Source organism: Acinetobacter sp. 24-47-66 (genome assembly GCF_056779755.1).
The window spans coordinates 1-18,413 of the sequence record NZ_JBWYIL010000009.1 but is presented as its reverse complement, the minus strand read 5'-3'; the positions used below and the strand labels follow the sequence as shown (position 1 = coordinate 18,413).

Here is an 18,413-nt window from a genome sequence, read left to right as displayed (position 1 = left end):
AGTGATTTAATTTTTTTCGAAGTTTGGCTTATTTTTTTATTCCAATCAAAAAAATTACCAAGACAATGAAAAAATTATTTGTACTAAGTACTATTGTGACATTGAGTTTTAGCCTCATTGCATGCTCAAAAGAAAAGCCTACTGATCTTAAGGGGCAAGATGAATCAAATGAAAAATTAACAACCTTGAATATTGGCTATCAAAAAGCGGCGCTTAAATTCATCGTTGCAAAACAAAATAAAACTTTTGAGCAGGCATTTCCTGGTGTGAAAATTCAATGGAAAGAATTCCCGGCAGGTCCTCAAACACTAGAAGCATTAAATGTCGGTGCTATAGATGTGGGGTATACAGGGGATACACCTGTAATTTTCGCACTTTCGGCAGGTAAACCAATTCAATATTTAGCTTATGAAAATGGATCTAAAAACTCACATAGCTTGCTGTTACCCAAAGACAGTACGATTCAAAGCTTAAAGGATCTAAAAGGTAAGCGCATTGGTGTTACACAAGGTTCAAGTGCGCATTACTTTCTCTCACAAATATTAGATCAAGCTCAATTGAGCTGGTCTGATATTCAACCCGTCTGGTTAACGCCTGCAGATGCACGAGCTGCTATTGATAAAAAATCACTCGATGCTTGGGCGATTTGGGATCCTTATGCAAGTGCTGCTTCGCTTAAAGGTGATACACGTGTTCTTATTGATTCAAAAGCTTTGCCATTGGCATATAGCTTCTATTTGTCTTCACCAAAATTTTTAAAACAACATGCGGTTGAAGCCCAAAAATTTGTGCAAACATTAAATCAAGTAGATGATTGGATCAATCAACACCCAGATCAAGCCGCAAAAATTTTGGCGCAAAGTACAAGCTTGGACGAAAATATTACCAAACTGGTTTTAGAAAAAAGAAATATTCCTGCTTATGCCAAACTGGTCGATACAGATACAGTCACGGCGCAACAAAAAATTGCAGATTTGTTTTATCAACTTAAACTCATTCCGAATGCCGTGTCTTTAAAAGATCATGTGTGGACTGGGCAAGACTAAGTGATTGAACGTGAATCATATTTTTATAGACGCATAAGTATCCAATTTAAATGATTTCAAAAGCATTCATCTTTCAGTCATTAATACAATGAAGTATTAGAAAGATGAGTGCATCATGACTCAACCATTAAAACAAAGCTTAAACGCATTTCCTATTCTGAATTTAAGTCAATTTGATCAATCATCAACTCAAGCAGATTTTCTGCAACGACTTGCACATATCGCCAAGGATATTGGTTTTTTTATTTGACGGGTCATGGCATTCCAACTGAAAAAATTTCAGAGATTCAGCGTATTACTCGGCAGTTTTTTTCGCTGCCACAAGAACAAAAAGATGAAATCGCTATGATTCATTCCCCGCATTTTCGAGGGTATAGTCGAGTAAATGCCGAAGTTACACGTCTGCACCCTGATTTTAGAGAACAAATAGACATTGGTTTTGAACTGGCAGCATTAGAACCTGAAACTGGACCGACATGGAGACGTTTACAGGGACCAAATCAGTGGCCTTCGAATTGGCCTGAGTTTCAACGCGTAGTCACCGCATGGCAACGAGATCTCAGACAAGTTGCAATTAAATTATTAAAAGCCTTGTTGCTTTCATTGGGGCAGCAGGCCACAGCACTTGATCAATTGATTACAGGTAGTCCACATGAACTACTCAAGCTGATTCATTATCCTCCAATTGATCAAATGAATCATCAGGGTGTAGGCCCTCATAAAGACTCCAATATTTTAACTTTACTTTTACAAGACCAGATCGGAGGACTTCAGGTCTTAAGTCAAGGCAAATGGATTGAAGTACCATTTGTTGAACACGCATTTGTCGTCAATATCGGTGAGGTTTTAGAGCTTGCCACAAATGGATATTTGATTGCGAATCTACATCGAGTCATATCTCCAACCAATGCAGAACGGTACTCGGTTGCTTATTTTCTTTCTCCAAATTTATTTGCTGGTGAAATTCCGCTTTTAAATCTTGCAATGATTTAAAAGCACTTGCACAAGGACCAGAGACAGATCCGCTGAATCCTTTACTGAGAAATGTAGGAGAAAACTGTATCAAAGGTCGACTTAGATCTCATCTAGACGTTACAGAAAAATATTATCCAGCGCAATTTAAACAACTCAAACAATCAACAACAATATCGAGTAAATCATGAAGTCAAAATATGCCCAATTTTTATTTATTATTTTTGCAATTCTCATTATCAGTGCATGTAGTGCTCAACCTGAACCTCAAAAAACAAAGCAAACACAACAAACAATCGTGATCGGATCACATGGATCGGATGTTGATATTTGGAGACATATCGCGGATTCTGATCAGGCGAAAACAGCAAAAGTTGACATTGAGGTGAAAGAAATTAATGACGGTGTGGCTTTGAATCAAGCTTTGCTCGATGGTGATATTGACGTTAATGCATTTCAATCTTGGGCATATTTCAAAGAATTTAATGACTTGAATCATCAGAAGCTTGCTGTCTTGGCGACCACTTATTTAGAGCCTATGGGTTTATATTCTCAAAACTACAAGTCATTAATTGCTTTGCCTGATCGGGCCTTAATTGCAATTCCAAATGATGTGGCGAATACAGCACGTGCATTAAGGTTATTAGAGCGTGCTCAGCTAATTATACTTAAGCCTGATTTTAATACGATTTCTGCAACTCTTGAAAGTATCCAGTCAAATCCGAAATCACTTCAATTTAAATTGGTCAAAGGTGCACAACTCCCACGTGTCTTGTCTGAGGTGGATTTAGCCGCAATTGGAAATACTATTGCTCTGGAAAGTGGACTAAATGTAATAACAAATGCGATATTTAAAGAAGAGGTCACTGATAAAGCTTTAGAAAATGTCAATATACTTGCAGTGCGTAAAGACCGATTGAATGATCCAAAATTTCAAAAACTTTCAAATCTTTACCATCAGCCTTACGTTGAGGATTATATTCAAAAGCATTTTGGTGGTACAAAATTGGGCATTCAACTAGATCCTGCCACATTAAAATAAAAAAAGCGCCGTTAGGCGCTTTTTTTAATGTTCAAAATTATTCTTGAACAAAAGTCACTGTCCCATTTGCAAGTGATTCAACACGAGCAAGTGACTCAACTCGGTAACCTTTTTCAAGTAAAAGATCACGGCCAGGTTGGAACGACTTTTCAATCACGATACCAATCCCGACAACCTCAGCTTCAGCTTGGTGAATCAAATCAGCTAAACCTAAAGCTGCTTGTCCATTCGCAAGAAAGTCATCGATCACAAGAACCTTATCTGTTGCTGCAATGTGCTTCTTAGAAATAGCAATTGTGCTTTCTACTTGCTTTGTAAAAGAGAATACTTTTGAACGATATAAATCATCTTTTAAAGTTAAAGATTGATACTTACGTGCAAAAATTACCGGTACACCAAGTTCCAAGCCAGCCATCACAGCAGGTGCGATACCTGAAGCTTCAATTGTGATGATTTTGGTGATGCCTGCATCTTTGAATAGACGAGCAAATTCTTGACCAATTTGTTGCATCATCACTGGGTCGATTTGGTGGTTTAGAAAAGAATCAACTTTTAAAACCTGATCAGATAGAACGATACCTTCGTTTAAGATTTTCTGTTCTAGTGCGTACACGGGAGAATCCTCTAGGGCAGGTGCCTTTTTAAGCAAAGACGTATTTTAAAAAGCATCTGCAAAAAAGCAAGTAAAAAATGCCTTAATTTTGTGGACCGTTATACCCTGTCAGTAAGAGCCCGTATGAAGATTTCTTATCTTGGTGTGTGACTTTCACTGGTAAATAGTCCAATTTCGGAGACAGCCAAAAAATCGTTTCACGACCTGGTTTATCATGCTTCATCACTACTTTGATGGTATCAAACGTACCGTACTTGGTTTCTACTTTTTCAGTGCCTTGTTTGACGAAACGACGTGATTCAACTTCTTTAGCATCTGCAATCCAATATTGCGATTTTAAACCGTTATTTTTTAAGTCTTCACGAATTTGCAATTCTGCATTTAACTCATCCAGTACACCAGATTTCCAAGCAAATGAACGTTGCTCTTTATCTTTAGTGGTGTTAATGGTTTTGGCACTTGGATTAAATTTAATGCTCATTGTATTGTTATGAACCAAAATTTTACTGGTGCGACTGAAATTGGATGATTGAATCTGATTATTGTTGAATGTGAAGTTACTGGTTTCAGTCGCTGAAGCAATACCACCTGCTTTAGCTGCAAAAACGTAATTCCATGTGTTACCTGATTTTTTCAAGGTTCGTGTTGCTGACCCCAAGTTTTTACCATTGTATGCAAACTGATAAGAGGCTTGGAAGGGCGTCATGGCAAGCGCTTGACTTGAATAGCCTGTGAAAAGCACGGCTGTACCTACACTTGCAATCACACTCAAAGTTTTAAACGATTTAAATGCCATAAATATTTTCCTTTACCTTCGTATCGAAGGATCACTTGAAGTTTTATTATCTCTGATAAATAAGGAGAAATAATCAATAATCACAGTGAAAATGTATTTTTCTGTAGCTTAAGCTTTATGACGACATCAAAACGCTGCGCTCTAGTCGTCCTTTTGTTTAATTGGTGTAATGTGATCACTTTCCACTTCATCAGATTTAGATTTGAATCGATCAGTATTCATTTTGCTGAATAAAGCCATCAAATTTACATTACCAATCACCACCAATTCTGTTTCACGAAGTTCTGCATGGTTGACGTGTACTTTGCCCAATGTTTCAATGATCGAGCGATTTTTTCCGAGCCACTGATTTAGATCGAGATGTAAGAGATCGTCTTTGACTTTAATGACATTAAACCGCTCTAAAATCATACCAAGTGGATCTTTACGAAGAATTTTTTGATAGAAAAATAGGGCAGAGCGGAATGCAATTTTCATCCAGAAGGTTTGAAATTTTGCTTCAATGACTTCGGTTTCACTAATTTGTTCAAATACAATCAGTTGTACATCTTTATTCAATTCCATTTGAATCAGCTTTAAATCTACAGAGAGAATGGTATAAAGCCCTTTCACATTCAAAGTGGCATAGAGTCGAAGCCAATCATCATGTAAATCTGCATGTAAGTCTTCAAGGATGCTGACATTGTCGGTCACAAAGCGCTTGAAAGTCGCATTTAAAAAAACTTGAGAGACAGGAAATTCACGTTCTTCTTCAATAAACCCTTCAGCCTTTTGATAGACTTTACGAAATTTGTTCGCGATATTTGAAATAATCGTTGGCATAAGTGAAGTTCCATTACCTCTAAATCTTGTGAGATGTCAGCTAGTATATATCTTGTAGGTGATTACTGCCGAAGGATAACAGCTTATCCAATTGCGATGTAATGTTTACAAAGACGTTTATTATGGTTTTGATGGTCAGGCGTTATTTAAGTTTAATCTATTGGTTTCGCATGACTTTATCTTATTTTATCTGAAGAACTTGCTCAATATTTAACTCATTTGTCTAAAATATGTCATCAATATAAAGATCAACTCGATTTATTCAGATTGATAAGCGCGCTGAATCTGACAGACCTCAATCGAATACGTGTCATACCATGATAGGCGACCTTTTTGTTGCGCATAAAGATGCTCAGTGTCCTGACGCCAAGCTTGAATATCTTCTAACCGACTCCAATAAGAAAGACTGACATCATTATCTTTCTCTTGATAGCTTTCAAACTTTGTACAATGATAATCATGCATCGCTTTATGCCGCATTTGGCTAGCCAATATTACATATTCATCATCAATATTTTTTATTTTAGCTTTGAAGATGACAACGAAGTTCATTTTTGAATACTCATTTATTATTTTAATTTGCTTCCCGAATAACGGGAAGCATAGACCGAAGTCATTGAGGAATGTTATTCGTCATCCAAAAGCAGGTAAGGATTTTCAAAACCTAGTTTTTGTAAAATCTCAATCTCAATAGCTTCCATTTCCTCAGCATCTTGTTCAGAAGTTTCATGATCATAGCCCATCAGATGTAAAGTACCGTGAACCAACATATGAGTGAAATGTGTTAATGGTGCTTTAGATTGTTCTTCTGCTTCACGAAGCACAACGGGAATACAAATCACCAGATCTCCGATAGGGAAACTGTCTAGAATTTCAGCCATTTCATCTGGTAAGTCGCTTGGAAAAGATAAAACATTGGTTGGCTTATCTTTACCACGATATTCAAGGTTAAGTTTGTGACTTTCTTCGACATCTACGCAAGCTATACCAATTTCACAATCGCTTTGTGTATCAATATGACGAAGTGTGGTTTCAATAATTTTTTTAACATACGCACGTTTGAGCACCAAGCTTGATGCTTCAAACGATTGTTGTAATGAGAGACTGAGTTTCAAAATCTTGCCTTGAGCGTGATTAGATTTAAATTACTCTGCATCTTGATGCTGAGCATCAGCAGCAGAATCATTTTCTGATATGAGTGCTTCTTGACGCGCTTTACGTTCCGCACGTGCTTCAGCGGTTAAACGATGTTGTTCACTGTCCCAACCTTCGTATGCTTCTACAATTTTTTGTACAAGCTGATGTCTTACAACATCACGTGAGTGAAAACGTGTGATATGGATTTCTTTAATCTTTTCAAGCACACGTAATGAATGTGCCAAACCAGACTGTTGTCCACGTGGTAAATCTACTTGGGTAATGTCACCTGTAATGACTGCACGCGAACCAAAACCAAGACGAGTTAAGAACATTTTCATCTGTTCTGGCGTTGTATTTTGAGCTTCATCTAAAATGACAAAGGAGTGATTGAGTGTACGACCACGCATATATGCAAGTGGCGCTACTTCAATAATTTGACGCTCAATTAATTTTGCCACTTTTTCAAAGCCAAGCATTTCATACAGGGCATCATAGAGTGGGCGTAAATAAGGATCAATTTTCTGTGATAAGTCACCTGGCAAGAAGCCAAGTTTTTCACCAGCTTCCACAGCAGGGCGAACTAAAAGAATACGTTGAATTTCATTGCGTTCAAGCATATCAACGGCAGCAGCTACAGCCAAATACGTCTTACCTGTACCCGCTGGACCAATCCCGAAAGAAATATCACTTTGAAGAATACGTTGTACATAGCGTTTTTGGTTGGCCCCCCGCGGATTAATACGGCCCTTGCGAGTTTGGAGCCAGACCTCGTCAAGTCCTGTGTGTTCTTGATTAGGATCCAATTGTAATTCATGATCAGTCTGGCTGCCTTGAATCATTAAATGAATCAAATCAGAGCTGATTTGTTGAGAAACTTCAGCTTCGGCGTATAAGCGCTGAAGTAAGCTTTCAACTCTCTCGACTTCATCAATTCCACCGTCAATAAAAAAACTATCACCACGCTGACTGATTTTTACATCTAAACGTTGTTCAATTTGTTTCATATGACCGTTGTACGCGCCAAGCATGGTTTGTAAACGGTCCATTGAAACACCGGGAAAAGCCACTGTACGTCGAATCGCTGCAGTCAAGAGATTTCCTTTAGAGTCTATTAATCTATACCTCTACATTACGCCACGTCAGGTTCAAGATTCAAGAGTTCACCGTAAACTAAATTCAAGGTTTTAATCTCTGTAATCTCAATCTCTGCAAAGCGTCCAAGCCAAGAGGCATCACCAATAAATGTTACTAAACGTGTATTGTCTGCGGTTCCTACCAATAAGTTTGGATCGTGCTTTGAAACGCTCTCAATGAGCACACGTTGGACAGTACCAAGCATAGCATCAGTTTTTTGGATACTTGACTGCTTAATCCATTGTTGAACTTTAGCCAAGCGCTCTTTTTTAACATCTTCAGGTGTTAAATCTTCCAGCTCTGATGCTGGTGTACCAGGACGTTTCGAGTAGATGAAACTATAAGAATGATCAAAATCTAAGTCTTGAATAAATTGATATGTCTCTTCAAAGTTAGCATCAGTTTCACCAGGGAAGCCAATAATAAAGTCTGAAGACAAATGCATATCAGGGCGTACCTGGCGTAATTTAGCAATCTTATCGATATAAACGTCAATCGTGTGGTTACGCTTCATCGCCTTCAATACATCATTTGAACCACTTTGAACTGGTAAATGAAGGTGAGAAACCATCTGTGGTAGGTCACGATAGCATTGGATAAGGTCATCATTGAATTCTAATGGATGAGATGTCGTATAGCGAATACGACCAATGCCTGGAATTTCCGCCACTAGACGAAGAAGATCAGCAAACGTACAGATTTCACCTTCGAATGTTTCTCCGCGGTAACCATTTACGTTTTGACCGAGTAAAGAAACCTCACGTACGCCCTTTTCCGCAAGACCAGCAATTTCAGCAAGTACATCATCTAGGGGACGAGAGACTTCCTCACCACGAGTGTATGGCACCACGCAGAATGAACAGTATTTTGAACAACCTTCCATAATCGATACGAAAGCTTTATAACCTTCAACGCGAGGTTCAGGTAAGAAGTCGAACTTTTCGATATCTGGAAATGAGATGTCTACCAGTTTGATTTTCTCTTTTTTCGGCTTTTCAATTTGATCCGTATGCTGATCAAGCATTTGTGGCAAACGGTGAAGTGTTTGTGGACCAAATACCATGTCGACATAAGGTGCACGTTTTTGGATATTGTCACCTTCTTGAGATGCAACACATCCACCTACACCAATCACCAAATCAGGATTTTTTTCTTTCAGCTTGCGCCAGCGACCTAATTCTGAAAATACTTTTTCTTGCGCTTTTTCACGAATTGAACAGGTATTCATTAAAAGAATATCTGCATCAGCAGGGTCTGTTGTTAATACATAACCGTGTGAATCACCTAGCAAGTCGGCCATACGATGACTGTCATACTCATTCATCTGACACCCTTGCGTTTCGATATACAGTTTTTTGACTGCACCATCGATGGCTGGGGTGTGCTGTGGCTGGGTAACAGTGTTTTCTGAGGCAGCTGGGGCACTATTCGGAATGAAGGTTTGAACCGTCATGAAGGCTCCTATCCTATAAAAAGGGATAAATATGTTCCGGTGAAGTATGGGGGAATCCCACACTCGATAAAAGCGAGCTATTTTACAGTATTTGTACTACGGGTTGAACAAATATATAAATCAGATCAAGTTTATGGATTTACAGTAAAAATACTTTAAAATAATAGTGGTTAATCAGCGCTTTACATAACAGAACAGTACTTGATCATTAGAGTATTTAAAATACATTTTAAAATTGCCAAGCGCTGCAAAAGAGTTGATCATGAAAAAAAGCATGTCCAAATGTAGCGACGAGTTAAAGTTGAGAAGAGAAGCGTGTTAAAAAAAGCAGTGAAGCAAAAACAGTTAAAACAATATTTAATGGGGCTGATAACACTAGGTTGTTTGCCCGTTGCTCATGCGGCTGAAGAGCAATTTAATGAGGCGATTAAATTTGCGAACTCGGGTAATACAGCTCAGCTCGAATATTATCGTTCTGCAATGCAAAATGATGCGCTTGGATATTATCCAGAATATTGGATGTTGAATAATAATTTAGGCTTCCAACCTGCAACGAATATTATCAGCTTTGCACAGCGCTATCCTCAATCTGCAATGGCTGAAAAATTAGCTGCTGATTATGTCGAAGAAAAGGTAAAACAAGCAGATTTCAAGACAGCTCAACCTGTTTTACCTTATGTCACCAATCCTGATCAAGCTGAAAGCTGTGCGGTTGCGCAAGTAAGAGCAAAAAATGGCGATACACTGGTATACGCTGAATATAAAGATGTCTGGCTTAAAACAGAATCACAGCCGGAATCGTGTAATGGTTTAGGTCGCTTAATGCTAAGTAGTCCCTTACTCACGACTACGGATCGTCAACAGCGCTTGTATGCGCAACTTAGAGCGGGCCAGTCTGGTCCAGCAATCGCAACAGCACAAACTCTGGGTTTAAACTTGTCATTAGCACAATTAAATCAAATTCAGGCAGATCCTTTGAATTATTTATGGTCTGCGACCAAAGGAACAACAGTAGATTATGCTTATTTGGTGTTTGCTTTAGGTCGTGCTGCAGATGCTGACTTGAACACGGCGCTTCAAAATCTTCCTCGTGTCGTGCAAGGTGTTCCTGCAGATGTTCAAAAGTATATGTACCGCACGGTGGCGTATATTGGAGGTACGACAGTGATGAAAAATAATTTTAATCCTGAAGTGCTGAAGAACTTTGATTACAGTTATGGCGTGCCTTTTACACCAGAAGAGGCTGAAATTTACGCGCGTCAAGCGATTCGTTTTGGTGATTGGGAAAGTGTGTTGCGCGCCATAGATAGTATGAGCGTTACGCAAAAACAAGAAGATCGCTGGCAATATTGGATGGCGAGAGCATATGAAAATCGTAAAGACCAAACTTCCAAGCAAGCTGCAAAAAGTATTTATCAACGATTAGCTGCCGCTGGCGATGATTATCACAATCTGTTGGCAAAAGACCATTTAGGTATTCGTTATAATGAAGCACATGATCGTGCTCAACCAAGCGCACAGGATATTCAACGTTTAGATCAAGATATTCACTTTAGACGTGCTTTTGCATTACGCAATATCAATGCTTCAGCAACTTACACAAATCGTGAATGGAATTGGGCTGTCCGCCAAGCTTATCTTAAGCAAGATGATGGTCTATTACTGGCTGCGGCAAAACGTGCCACAGAAATGGGGTGGTATGACCGTGCTATTTATGCGGCGGAAAGAACACTTAAACGTCATAACTATGCATATCGTTATGCGACACCACATCAAAATCTAGTGGTGACGCATAGTAAAAATGCAGGGATTGATCCTTCGTGGGCTTATGGTTTAATGCGTCAAGAAAGTCGCTTTGTAACCACGGCCCGTTCACATGTAGGTGCTGGTGGATTGATGCAAATTATGCCTGCTACAGCAAAAGATGTGGCACGAAAAATGGGTGAAACGTATAATCCTGCTGCATTATCAGATCCGAATACCAATATTCGTTATGGGACATATTACCTGTCAATGATTCAAGGTATGCTGAGTAACAGTCCAGTTCTAGCTACGGCTGGCTATAATGCAGGGCTGACTAGAGCACGTCGTTGGCAACCAGAGTTTAAAAGCATTGCGGCGGATCAATACACAGAGTCAATACCACTTCATGAAACACGTGACTATGTGAAGAAAGTTATGACCAATGCTGCTCATTATGGTGTTTTGCTTGGACAGGGGCCGCAAGCGATCGAAAGTCGTATGCCGCCTATTCCAGTAAGAAATACGCAATAGCATTTCAACTATTTTTGTGAGCTTTGATGAATCACACAAAACTGCTGTTTAGTCGTCAACACACTTACCTCCTCAGTAGTTTGAGCGTAGGGGCTTTGTTGTGTTCAGCAGATGTGATGGCATCAGGGAAAGGTTTACAAGGATATGTGCTTCAAGTACAGATGACACCTGCCATTTGTGCATTAGATCGAACAAAAGCGAAACACCGTAAATGCCTAGAAGGATATTCACTGACGATAAAGGGTCTTATCCCAGAAACCAGTCGTCATGATTGCCAAACGAGTTCATCTGCCACCTTGGCACCGCTACAGAAGAAGGTTGTTGCTAGGGTGATGCCTGATGAGCAGGCTAGAATTAGGCTGTGGGCCAACTATGGTGGTTGCGTTCCAATGAATGCCAGTCAGTATTTTCGTACCATTATTAATCATGCAGACCAATTAAAAGTTCCTGATTACTTAACAGGAGTGGATCGTAAAACAGTCTCTATCGCGACATTACGATCGCAATTCATCAAACTCAACCCAAAATTACCCAGCCAAGGTATTGAATTTCAATGCCAAAGTTTAAATGGTCGCCCGGTGTTAACGGGGGTTGAAATCTGTTATCGCACGAATGGTCAATTCAAGTCATGTGCGTCTGATATTGTCTCGACCTGCCCAAATACATTTGACATAGAGGGCGCCTACTAATTTATTTCCGCGAAGTTAATTTATATTTCCTATCAGACTTTTGTTGAAATTCATTCTCTTTTCAATGCATCTGTCAAAGTATTGGAGTACAATCTTCGCCGTTTATGATTATTAAGATTAGATAGAACAGCTATTTAATCGCATTGACTATCCTCTCAACTGGAGATAATTACATGAAGCAACCTGTTCGCGTTGCCGTTACTGGCGCTGCTGGTCAAATTGGTTACAGCCTTTTATTCCGTATCGCTAGCGGTGAAATGTTGGGTAAAGACCAACCAGTTATTCTTCAATTATTAGAAATTCCTGTTGAGAAAGCTCAACAAGCGCTTAAAGGCGTGATGATGGAACTTGACGACTGTGCTTTCCCATTGTTGGCTGGCATGATCGGTACTGATGATCCTAAAGTTGCATTCAAAGATGCTGACTACGCGCTTCTTGTTGGTTCACGTCCACGTGGTCCTGGTATGGAGCGTGCTGACCTTCTTAAAGTCAACGGTGAAATCTTCATCGGTCAAGGTCAAGCGCTTAACGAAGTTGCTAGTCGTGACGTTAAAGTTCTTGTTGTAGGTAACCCTGCTAACACTAACGCTTATATCGCAATGAAATCTGCTCCAGATCTTCCAGCGAAAAACTTCACAGCAATGTTACGTCTTGACCACAACCGTGCGTTAACTCAACTTGCTCAAAAAGCAGGTGTTGCAGTTTCTGACATCAAAAACATGACAGTTTGGGGTAACCACTCTCCAACAATGTATGCTGACTACCGTTTTGCTAACGTAAACGGCGAAAGCTTAAAAGACAAAATCAACGATGCTGCATGGAATAAAGACGTATTCCTTCCAACTGTTGGTAAGCGTGGTGCTGCGATCATCGAAGCGCGTGGTCTTTCTTCTGCTGCTTCTGCTGCAAACGCTGCAATCGACCATATGCGCGATTGGGCTCTTGGCACAAACGGCGAATGGGTAACTATGGGTATTCCTTCTGATGGTTCTTACGGTATCCCTGAAGGCGTAATGTTCGGTTTCCCTGTAACTTGTGAAAATGGCGAGTACAAAATCGTTCAAGGTCTTGAAATTGACGAATTCAGCCGTGAGCGTATCAACTTCACGCTTAATGAGTTAGAAGAAGAACGTGCAGCGATTGCTGACATGGTTAAATAATTTAGTTTTCAACTAAATTAAAAAAGCACTCCATTGGGAGTGCTTTTTTTATGCACAAAACTTAACAATGCTTAAGAAATCCTTCTACATTGAACTTAGTATTGACATGTTATCTTGAACAAAATCATGAAAATTCAAGGAGCAATCCATGTTAGATATGGAAGTAAATCAAGAATTACTTTTTGAGCAATTGGGCTTAGATAGCTCACCTGAAGGGATTGATCAATTTATACAAACACATCGGCTTGATCCCAATACGCCGATGCATGAAGCTGATTTTTGGAACCCATCGCAACGCGATTTTATTATTAGTCATTGGAAAAAAGATAATGAATGGGCCATTGTCATTGACCAATTGAGTGAGCAGCTCACAAACGATACAAAGTGATGAAAATATAATCACAAATTGAAACAATAAACCCAGACCAAAAGCTGGGTTTTTTCATGGATTTCTTATAAGTTATTTAAATAATAATTTTATTAAAATCTGATAAGGGGAGTCTCTTGATGGAACATAAACCTTCCTTAGCGTTATTGTTTTCTCAATTGGGGTTGGCAAATAGTCCAGCGGCAATTGAACTCTATATCCGTACACATCAGCTTTCCGCTCAACAAAATTTACATGATGCACCATTTTGGAATAAAGGTCAGCGCGACTTCTTAATTAGTCATTTAGTACAAGATGATGATTGGGCAATATGGATAGATGAACTTAATCAACAGTTACATATGGATGCATATAAATTAAAAATGGCCTAAAAAAGCCCCTTTCATGGGGCTTTTTTTAATGCATCTTAGGTTTGGTTAACTGGATAAACCACTCTTGGTCATGAAATTGTTTGAAAGCAGGGTGAGTTCTTATCACCTCTAAATCATGATCAATAGTTTTAAAATATTTATTTAGCCAATGGCGTGTAAGTGCTGACTCTTTACGAGAAGCGCAAGCATAAGCCAGATTAAAATAAACATCACTATGATTGGTCGATGTTAATGATTTTAAAATTTGCTGAGTGATGATCGCAAATTTTTCATCTTGAGTAATCTCAAAATACATCATGTAGGCTCTAGCTAACATCAGGGTAAGATTAATATACAAATGCATTGGCATTTCTTCGAAATCTACTCGACCTTGTTCAAGAAGAACAATCGCTTCTTGAAGAAAATGAATTTGTTCCTGACGAAGCTTACTCATACTGACCAGCTCTAAACGCAATTCGGCACGTTCAAAGGCAAGCTCAGGCGTATTTTTTTGTAAGTAAAGTTGGTCTGTTTCACCAATGCGTTGAATAATTAGCTTGGTATTTGATTGCATGGATGAGTCCTCATCAGGTTTAAAACCTATATGGAGGCAACTTCGAAAAAATAAAGCGCTAAATTAAAGTTCGTGCGGTCCTTAACCAAGCTGTAATCGAAAGACGTTGATGGTGTGCAACAAGAACTTCATGTAATAAATCGCTTTGAAACAGAGCGATGCGATTAGGTCTGGGTTCAATAATATGCCATTGATTATTCTTATCTTGTAGTCTTAATTGGCCACCCCAATGCTGATGCCATTCCTCATGCAGATAAAAAACTGTCGACATCACACGACCATTTTTGCCTTGAGGGTTGTCTCGATGTAAAGCATAGAAATCACCAGGATTATAACAAGCGAAGTGGGCTTCGACTTCTTGAATGCCTAAATAAAATGCACGATTTAATTCCTGAGAGAGTAAATGTAAGGTTTTTATATGTTGATGGGAAATTGATAGTTTTGGATCTAACCACAAAATGTGATCGCTGCGGATTGTGCTGACAATGCCATTTTGAATTGCTGCATTTCGAAAATCATCGAGATGGATTTGGCATTCATTTACAACGTTTTTTAAATAGTTTGGTGGGTATGCATGATCGATGATACTGAAGCCATGTTGATCTAAATCATCAAGGATTTGATCAACATTCCAATCCCCTGGGATGACAACTGCTTCCATATTTATCTCGCTATTTACTGTATAAAAAAAAGGTCAGCTATTTTAGAGTAATAATCGATTCTGAATGAAACACTTTTTCATGTTAAAATGATTGTTGATCTTAGGAATAATTGAAACATGAATTACCGTCACCATTTCCATGCTGGAAACTTTGCCGATGTCATGAAGCATGTATTGTTGCTTCAGATTTTGTCACGTCTTAATCAAAAAGATAAGCCGTATCGTTACATTGATACACATGGTGGTGCAGGTAAATACGATTTATCAACGGCTGCAGCACAGAAGTCGGGAGAGTTTTTAAATGGTATTCACCGTTTAGTTAAACTCGATGACTCAATTAAGCGTAATGCCCCTGAAGGTGTTAAGCAATATCTTAAAGTTGTAGAAGATATGCGTGCAGGTGCCGGAAAAGGCGCTTATCCGGGTTCGCCATGGTTCGCTTTGGAAGGAATGCGCGAAACAGATAAAGCAACAATTTTTGAGATGCAACGAGATGTATTTCAGCAACTTTATATGAATGTGCGTGATCGTCGTGCAGGTTTGCATGAGCGTGATGCTTATGAAGGTTTGCTCGGTGTGATTCCTCCTAAAGAAAAACGTGGATTGGTCATGATTGATCCACCATATGAGGTGGAGCGAAAGGATTTTCCACAGTTGGTTGAACTCATCGCTACGGCATATAAGAAATGGCCTACAGGCGTATTTGCAATTTGGTACCCAATTAAAGATCGCGCAATGATTGATCGTTTTGAGAAAAAAATGATTAAGACTGGTATTCGCCGTCAATTGGTTTGTGAAGTATGTGTATGGCCAGACGATACACCTGTAGGATTAAACGGTTGTGGTTTATTGGTGATTAATCCACCTTGGAAGTTTTCTGAAGATGCAGATGAAGCATTGCAATGGCTTTTCCCGCACTTAAGAATGAGTGAAAATGGTGGTCATGCTGCCGTTCGTTGGTTGGTCGGCGAATAAGAATATTGAGAGATAAGGCTACAGTTAGGACGAATGACAATGACAAATATAAATAAACCTGAAACTGAATCTTCTCCAAGAAATGTTCCGGGCTTTGATGGTATTACTTTCGAAGTTGAAGAAGAGGAACATACACAAGAAGGGCAAAAGGTTAAGCGTCGTGGGATTTATCTGTGGCCAAATCTGATTACTACTGCGGCATTGTTGTCAGGGTTTTACTCAATTATTGCAAGTATGAATGGCGAATTCACACAAGCCATTTATGCCATTTTTATCGCTGCTTTATTTGATGGTTTAGATGGTCGGGTCGCACGAGCAATTGGAGCGCAAAGCCCTTTTGGTGAGCAGTTTGATTCATTATCAGATATGTTGGCATTTGGTGTTGCGCCTGCAATTTTGATGTATAGCTGGAGCCTCCATGATCTAGGTCGAATCGGTTTGGCTGCATGTTTTGTCTATACTGCTTGTGCTGCATTCCGATTGGCACGTTTCAATGTGCAAATAGGTGTGGTTGATAAACGCTATTTTATTGGTGTAGCTAGTCCTCTAGCCGCAGTAATGATCATTTCTTTGGTTTGGGTGGGGCGTGATTTCCCTGAAATTTTTGTCCTATCTGATCCAATGATTCAGACGATAAATGCAGTCATTATTATTGCAGTTGGCTTGCTGATGATTTCGAATATTAAATACTATTCGTTTAAAACCGTAGATCGTAAACGTGTGCCGTTCGCAGTCTTGCCTATTGTTGTGTTTATCTTTGCTGCGATTACATACAATATTCCTGTCGGTATTTTAGTGCTCTCGATAATTTATGCACTTTCAGGTTTCGTCACTACATTTTTGGCTCGAGAAAAAACAATATAAATAAAAAAGGAGTTTGGTATGCAGTTGTTGATGAGTTTAGCGGACGATTCAAAACAGCTGAATCAGGCTCCTTTTCCTCTTCGGTTGGATTATCACGGTCCACGAGGAATCTATAAAATTATTCATCAAGGATTGATGATTCCAGGATTACCATCTCCACTTCATTATTTTAATTTTTTAACCATTATCGGACAGCCGAATGTTCCAATGCTGCGTAATGATTATGCAATTAAAACAAAAGCCTTGGATACTGTTTCACTCATTACGAGCATTAGTCCACATATGGTTGGACATTTTAATGGCTATTCAATCATCAATGATTGCGAGATTAAAGAGAATAAATTTGTATTTGGACAAAAAGAACAACTAGAAGGCTCAATTCCAAACTTCAAATTAATAAGAAAGGACAATGAACTTTCCGTTGATCTGAATATTCAAACTCAACCAATTATTTCGCACTTTACCAAACTAAAATTAGGTTTATTTGATCACTGGTCATTAGTGTGTCAATGCAAAGGAACAGTAACCTATAAAGAACAAACATATAAAATTGACCAGTTAGGATCATTTGAATTTGCCAGAGCGATCAATATTCCTTATCTACCGCTTCATTTTTTTACCTATCAAATAATTAACTTAATCGACCAAAGACAGTTACTTCTTGCTCATATACGCAATGGTTTAAATCAAATTGTGCAATCAAGGATGTATTTAAGAGATTTAAAAGCTCAGACATCTGAAATGTTTGATGATGTTTATTTCAAAGTTCATCGGGTATACCCAAAAGTAAAAACCCCTAATGGGCATGAAATGTATTTAGCGCGCGTATTTGAATGGTCATTTGAAAATAAAAAAAGAAAAATAATCGTGAAAGGTGAAAGTCGTGGAGATTTTAAATTCGGTCTTGCCGCAGGTTATGTAGGTAGTTTTAGTTATCAGGTGCAGATTGATGGAATTAAAGAAGTGGGACAATCTGGGTATTGTGAATATATAGATTGCCGTAGTTTAAAGTGGCAAGAAATTAATAAAGATGAAAAATTAATGGATAATTTTGCAAGTATTGTGCCATGCACGCTTAAAAAATAGCTCAAAAAGCATAAAAATCACGTAAATTGAACAATAAATATTCAGTTAATCATATTTTTTTTAAATATTTAAAAAACATGGTTGCATTGGGGGAGGAATGCTGTAGAATGCACATCCATCGGCGGTGATGTTGATTAAAACTTGTTGAAAAACAAGGATTTAGCTGAATAGGTTGGATCTAGGTTTTGAGAATGAGTTAGAAAATAAATTAACATTGCTAGTTGACTTTCTGAAAAGAAAGGGTAATATAGCCGACCTAGCTTGATGCTGACGAAGCATTGAGAAGATCATTAAGAGATTATGAAGAACAACTTGTGTGGATTTTTACTGGTTGATTGATCGATATATATTATCATTGATAATTGGTAGAAATT

The 18,413-nt window shown here is 38.7% G+C and carries 21 protein-coding genes; 12 read left to right on the top strand and 9 right to left on the bottom strand.

Annotated features, from left to right (window positions below):
- Positions 1 to 65 precede the first annotated feature (65 nt).
- The 4 genes from AC1M84_RS09485 (at position 66) to AC1M84_RS09470 (ending at position 3,060) form a co-directional block, all read left to right on the top strand.
- Positions 66 to 1,046, top strand: a complete 981-nt coding sequence (locus tag AC1M84_RS09485; protein ID WP_092768056.1) for an aliphatic sulfonate ABC transporter substrate-binding protein — start codon at positions 66 to 68, stop codon at positions 1,044 to 1,046.
- A 115-nt stretch (positions 1,047 to 1,161) separates the two neighbouring features.
- Entirely contained in the window at positions 1,162 to 1,296 is a 135-nt protein-coding gene (locus AC1M84_RS09480) for a hypothetical protein (RefSeq protein WP_481593788.1), read from the top strand.
- On the top strand, positions 1,293 to 2,039 hold the full coding sequence (locus AC1M84_RS09475; protein ID WP_481594889.1) for an isopenicillin N synthase family dioxygenase: 747 nt from the start codon (positions 1,293 to 1,295) through the stop codon (positions 2,037 to 2,039). The genes AC1M84_RS09480 and AC1M84_RS09475 overlap by 4 nt, the downstream gene beginning before the upstream one ends.
- Before the next feature lie 166 nt (positions 2,040 to 2,205).
- Complete coding sequence (locus AC1M84_RS09470) at positions 2,206 to 3,060, top strand: MetQ/NlpA family ABC transporter substrate-binding protein (protein ID WP_481594888.1); 855 nt, start codon at positions 2,206 to 2,208, stop codon at positions 3,058 to 3,060.
- A 37-nt stretch (positions 3,061 to 3,097) separates the two neighbouring features.
- On the opposite strand, the gene AC1M84_RS09465 is transcribed toward AC1M84_RS09470, so the two are convergent.
- The 7 genes from AC1M84_RS09465 to miaB form a co-directional block, all read right to left on the bottom strand.
- On the bottom strand, positions 3,098 to 3,673 hold the full coding sequence (locus AC1M84_RS09465; RefSeq protein ID WP_035265221.1) for a xanthine phosphoribosyltransferase: 576 nt from the start codon (positions 3,671 to 3,673) through the stop codon (positions 3,098 to 3,100).
- An 82-nt stretch (positions 3,674 to 3,755) separates the two neighbouring features.
- Entirely contained in the window at positions 3,756 to 4,469 is a 714-nt protein-coding gene (locus tag AC1M84_RS09460; protein ID WP_035265223.1) for a DUF3108 domain-containing protein, read from the bottom strand.
- A gap of 141 nt (positions 4,470 to 4,610) precedes the next feature.
- On the bottom strand, positions 4,611 to 5,291 hold the full coding sequence (locus AC1M84_RS09455) for a hypothetical protein (protein WP_179999309.1): 681 nt from the start codon (positions 5,289 to 5,291) through the stop codon (positions 4,611 to 4,613).
- A 258-nt stretch (positions 5,292 to 5,549) separates the two neighbouring features.
- Complete coding sequence (locus AC1M84_RS09450) at positions 5,550 to 5,843, bottom strand: antibiotic biosynthesis monooxygenase family protein (protein ID WP_481593785.1); 294 nt, start codon at positions 5,841 to 5,843, stop codon at positions 5,550 to 5,552.
- Positions 5,844 to 5,917: 74 nt separating this feature from the next.
- Entirely contained in the window at positions 5,918 to 6,406 is a 489-nt protein-coding gene (gene ybeY / locus AC1M84_RS09445; protein WP_179999313.1) for an rRNA maturation RNase YbeY, read from the bottom strand.
- Between the two features lie 30 nt (positions 6,407 to 6,436).
- A complete protein-coding gene (locus tag AC1M84_RS09440) occupies positions 6,437 to 7,522 on the bottom strand; it encodes a PhoH family protein (RefSeq protein WP_092768044.1) in 1,086 nt (361 codons plus the stop codon).
- 38 nt (positions 7,523 to 7,560) lie between these two features.
- Positions 7,561 to 9,018 carry a tRNA (N6-isopentenyl adenosine(37)-C2)-methylthiotransferase MiaB gene (miaB, locus tag AC1M84_RS09435; RefSeq protein WP_179999317.1) on the bottom strand — a complete coding sequence of 486 codons (1,458 nt, stop codon included), beginning with the start codon at positions 9,016 to 9,018 and terminating at the stop codon, positions 7,561 to 7,563.
- A 360-nt stretch (positions 9,019 to 9,378) separates the two neighbouring features.
- On the opposite strand from miaB, the gene AC1M84_RS09430 reads away from it, so the two are divergent.
- From AC1M84_RS09430 to AC1M84_RS09410, 5 genes are all read left to right on the top strand, one after another.
- Complete coding sequence (locus tag AC1M84_RS09430; RefSeq protein ID WP_481594921.1) at positions 9,379 to 11,292, top strand: lytic transglycosylase domain-containing protein; 1,914 nt, start codon at positions 9,379 to 9,381, stop codon at positions 11,290 to 11,292.
- Between the two features lie 26 nt (positions 11,293 to 11,318).
- A complete protein-coding gene (locus AC1M84_RS09425) occupies positions 11,319 to 11,981 on the top strand; it encodes a ribonuclease T2 family protein (protein WP_481593784.1) in 663 nt (220 codons plus the stop codon).
- A gap of 173 nt (positions 11,982 to 12,154) precedes the next feature.
- Positions 12,155 to 13,141, top strand: a complete 987-nt coding sequence (locus AC1M84_RS09420; protein WP_035269892.1) for a malate dehydrogenase — start codon at positions 12,155 to 12,157, stop codon at positions 13,139 to 13,141.
- A 148-nt stretch (positions 13,142 to 13,289) separates the two neighbouring features.
- Positions 13,290 to 13,529: a DUF2789 family protein gene (locus tag AC1M84_RS09415; RefSeq protein ID WP_179999322.1), complete on the top strand. Its 240-nt coding sequence runs from the start codon at positions 13,290 to 13,292 to the stop codon at positions 13,527 to 13,529.
- A gap of 119 nt (positions 13,530 to 13,648) precedes the next feature.
- Complete coding sequence (locus AC1M84_RS09410; RefSeq protein ID WP_035269894.1) at positions 13,649 to 13,900, top strand: DUF2789 family protein; 252 nt, start codon at positions 13,649 to 13,651, stop codon at positions 13,898 to 13,900.
- Between the two features lie 25 nt (positions 13,901 to 13,925).
- On the opposite strand, the gene AC1M84_RS09405 is transcribed toward AC1M84_RS09410, so the two are convergent.
- Together AC1M84_RS09405 and AC1M84_RS09400 are read right to left on the bottom strand one after the other, a co-directional pair.
- Positions 13,926 to 14,453: a hypothetical protein gene (locus AC1M84_RS09405; RefSeq protein ID WP_481590846.1), complete on the bottom strand. Its 528-nt coding sequence runs from the start codon at positions 14,451 to 14,453 to the stop codon at positions 13,926 to 13,928.
- A gap of 58 nt (positions 14,454 to 14,511) precedes the next feature.
- Entirely contained in the window at positions 14,512 to 15,114 is a 603-nt protein-coding gene (locus AC1M84_RS09400; protein ID WP_481594887.1) for a 2OG-Fe(II) oxygenase, read from the bottom strand.
- Positions 15,115 to 15,231: 117 nt separating this feature from the next.
- Here AC1M84_RS09400 and AC1M84_RS09395 point away from each other — a divergent pair, with 117 nt between their 5' ends.
- From AC1M84_RS09395 to AC1M84_RS09385, 3 genes are read left to right on the top strand one after another with little or no spacing between them, the layout of a single operon-like run.
- Positions 15,232 to 16,089, top strand: a complete 858-nt coding sequence (locus AC1M84_RS09395; protein ID WP_481594886.1) for a 23S rRNA (adenine(2030)-N(6))-methyltransferase RlmJ — start codon at positions 15,232 to 15,234, stop codon at positions 16,087 to 16,089.
- A gap of 39 nt (positions 16,090 to 16,128) precedes the next feature.
- Positions 16,129 to 16,953 (top strand): CDP-diacylglycerol--serine O-phosphatidyltransferase, encoded by an 825-nt coding sequence (gene pssA, locus AC1M84_RS09390; RefSeq protein ID WP_035269898.1) that lies wholly within the window; start codon positions 16,129 to 16,131, stop codon positions 16,951 to 16,953.
- Between the two features lie 18 nt (positions 16,954 to 16,971).
- On the top strand, positions 16,972 to 18,039 hold the full coding sequence (locus AC1M84_RS09385) for a DUF6670 family protein (RefSeq protein ID WP_481594885.1): 1,068 nt from the start codon (positions 16,972 to 16,974) through the stop codon (positions 18,037 to 18,039).
- Positions 18,040 to 18,413: the final 374 nt, after the last annotated feature.

What these genes read in the sequence shown, in the direction of transcription:
- AC1M84_RS09485 (WP_092768056.1), top strand. Translation starts at nt 66, where the DNA reads ATGAAAAAATTATTTGTACTAAGTACTATTGTGACATTGAGTTTTAGC.
- AC1M84_RS09480 (WP_481593788.1), top strand. Translation starts at nt 1,162, where the DNA reads ATGACTCAACCATTAAAACAAAGCTTAAACGCATTTCCTATTCTGAAT.
- AC1M84_RS09470 (WP_481594888.1), top strand. Translation starts at nt 2,206, where the DNA reads ATGAAGTCAAAATATGCCCAATTTTTATTTATTATTTTTGCAATTCTC.
- AC1M84_RS09460 (WP_035265223.1), bottom strand. Translation starts at nt 4,469, where the DNA reads ATGGCATTTAAATCGTTTAAAACTTTGAGTGTGATTGCAAGTGTAGGT.
- AC1M84_RS09455 (WP_179999309.1), bottom strand. Translation starts at nt 5,291, where the DNA reads ATGCCAACGATTATTTCAAATATCGCGAACAAATTTCGTAAAGTCTAT.
- AC1M84_RS09450 (WP_481593785.1), bottom strand. Translation starts at nt 5,843, where the DNA reads ATGAACTTCGTTGTCATCTTCAAAGCTAAAATAAAAAATATTGATGAT.
- miaB (WP_179999317.1), bottom strand. Translation starts at nt 9,018, where the DNA reads ATGACGGTTCAAACCTTCATTCCGAATAGTGCCCCAGCTGCCTCAGAA.
- AC1M84_RS09430 (WP_481594921.1), top strand. Translation starts at nt 9,379, where the DNA reads ATGGGGCTGATAACACTAGGTTGTTTGCCCGTTGCTCATGCGGCTGAA.
- AC1M84_RS09425 (WP_481593784.1), top strand. Translation starts at nt 11,319, where the DNA reads ATGAATCACACAAAACTGCTGTTTAGTCGTCAACACACTTACCTCCTC.
- AC1M84_RS09420 (WP_035269892.1), top strand. Translation starts at nt 12,155, where the DNA reads ATGAAGCAACCTGTTCGCGTTGCCGTTACTGGCGCTGCTGGTCAAATT.
- AC1M84_RS09415 (WP_179999322.1), top strand. Translation starts at nt 13,290, where the DNA reads ATGTTAGATATGGAAGTAAATCAAGAATTACTTTTTGAGCAATTGGGC.
- AC1M84_RS09410 (WP_035269894.1), top strand. Translation starts at nt 13,649, where the DNA reads ATGGAACATAAACCTTCCTTAGCGTTATTGTTTTCTCAATTGGGGTTG.
- AC1M84_RS09405 (WP_481590846.1), bottom strand. Translation starts at nt 14,453, where the DNA reads ATGCAATCAAATACCAAGCTAATTATTCAACGCATTGGTGAAACAGAC.
- AC1M84_RS09400 (WP_481594887.1), bottom strand. Translation starts at nt 15,114, where the DNA reads ATGGAAGCAGTTGTCATCCCAGGGGATTGGAATGTTGATCAAATCCTT.
- AC1M84_RS09395 (WP_481594886.1), top strand. Translation starts at nt 15,232, where the DNA reads ATGAATTACCGTCACCATTTCCATGCTGGAAACTTTGCCGATGTCATG.
- pssA (WP_035269898.1), top strand. Translation starts at nt 16,129, where the DNA reads ATGACAAATATAAATAAACCTGAAACTGAATCTTCTCCAAGAAATGTT.
- AC1M84_RS09385 (WP_481594885.1), top strand. Translation starts at nt 16,972, where the DNA reads ATGCAGTTGTTGATGAGTTTAGCGGACGATTCAAAACAGCTGAATCAG.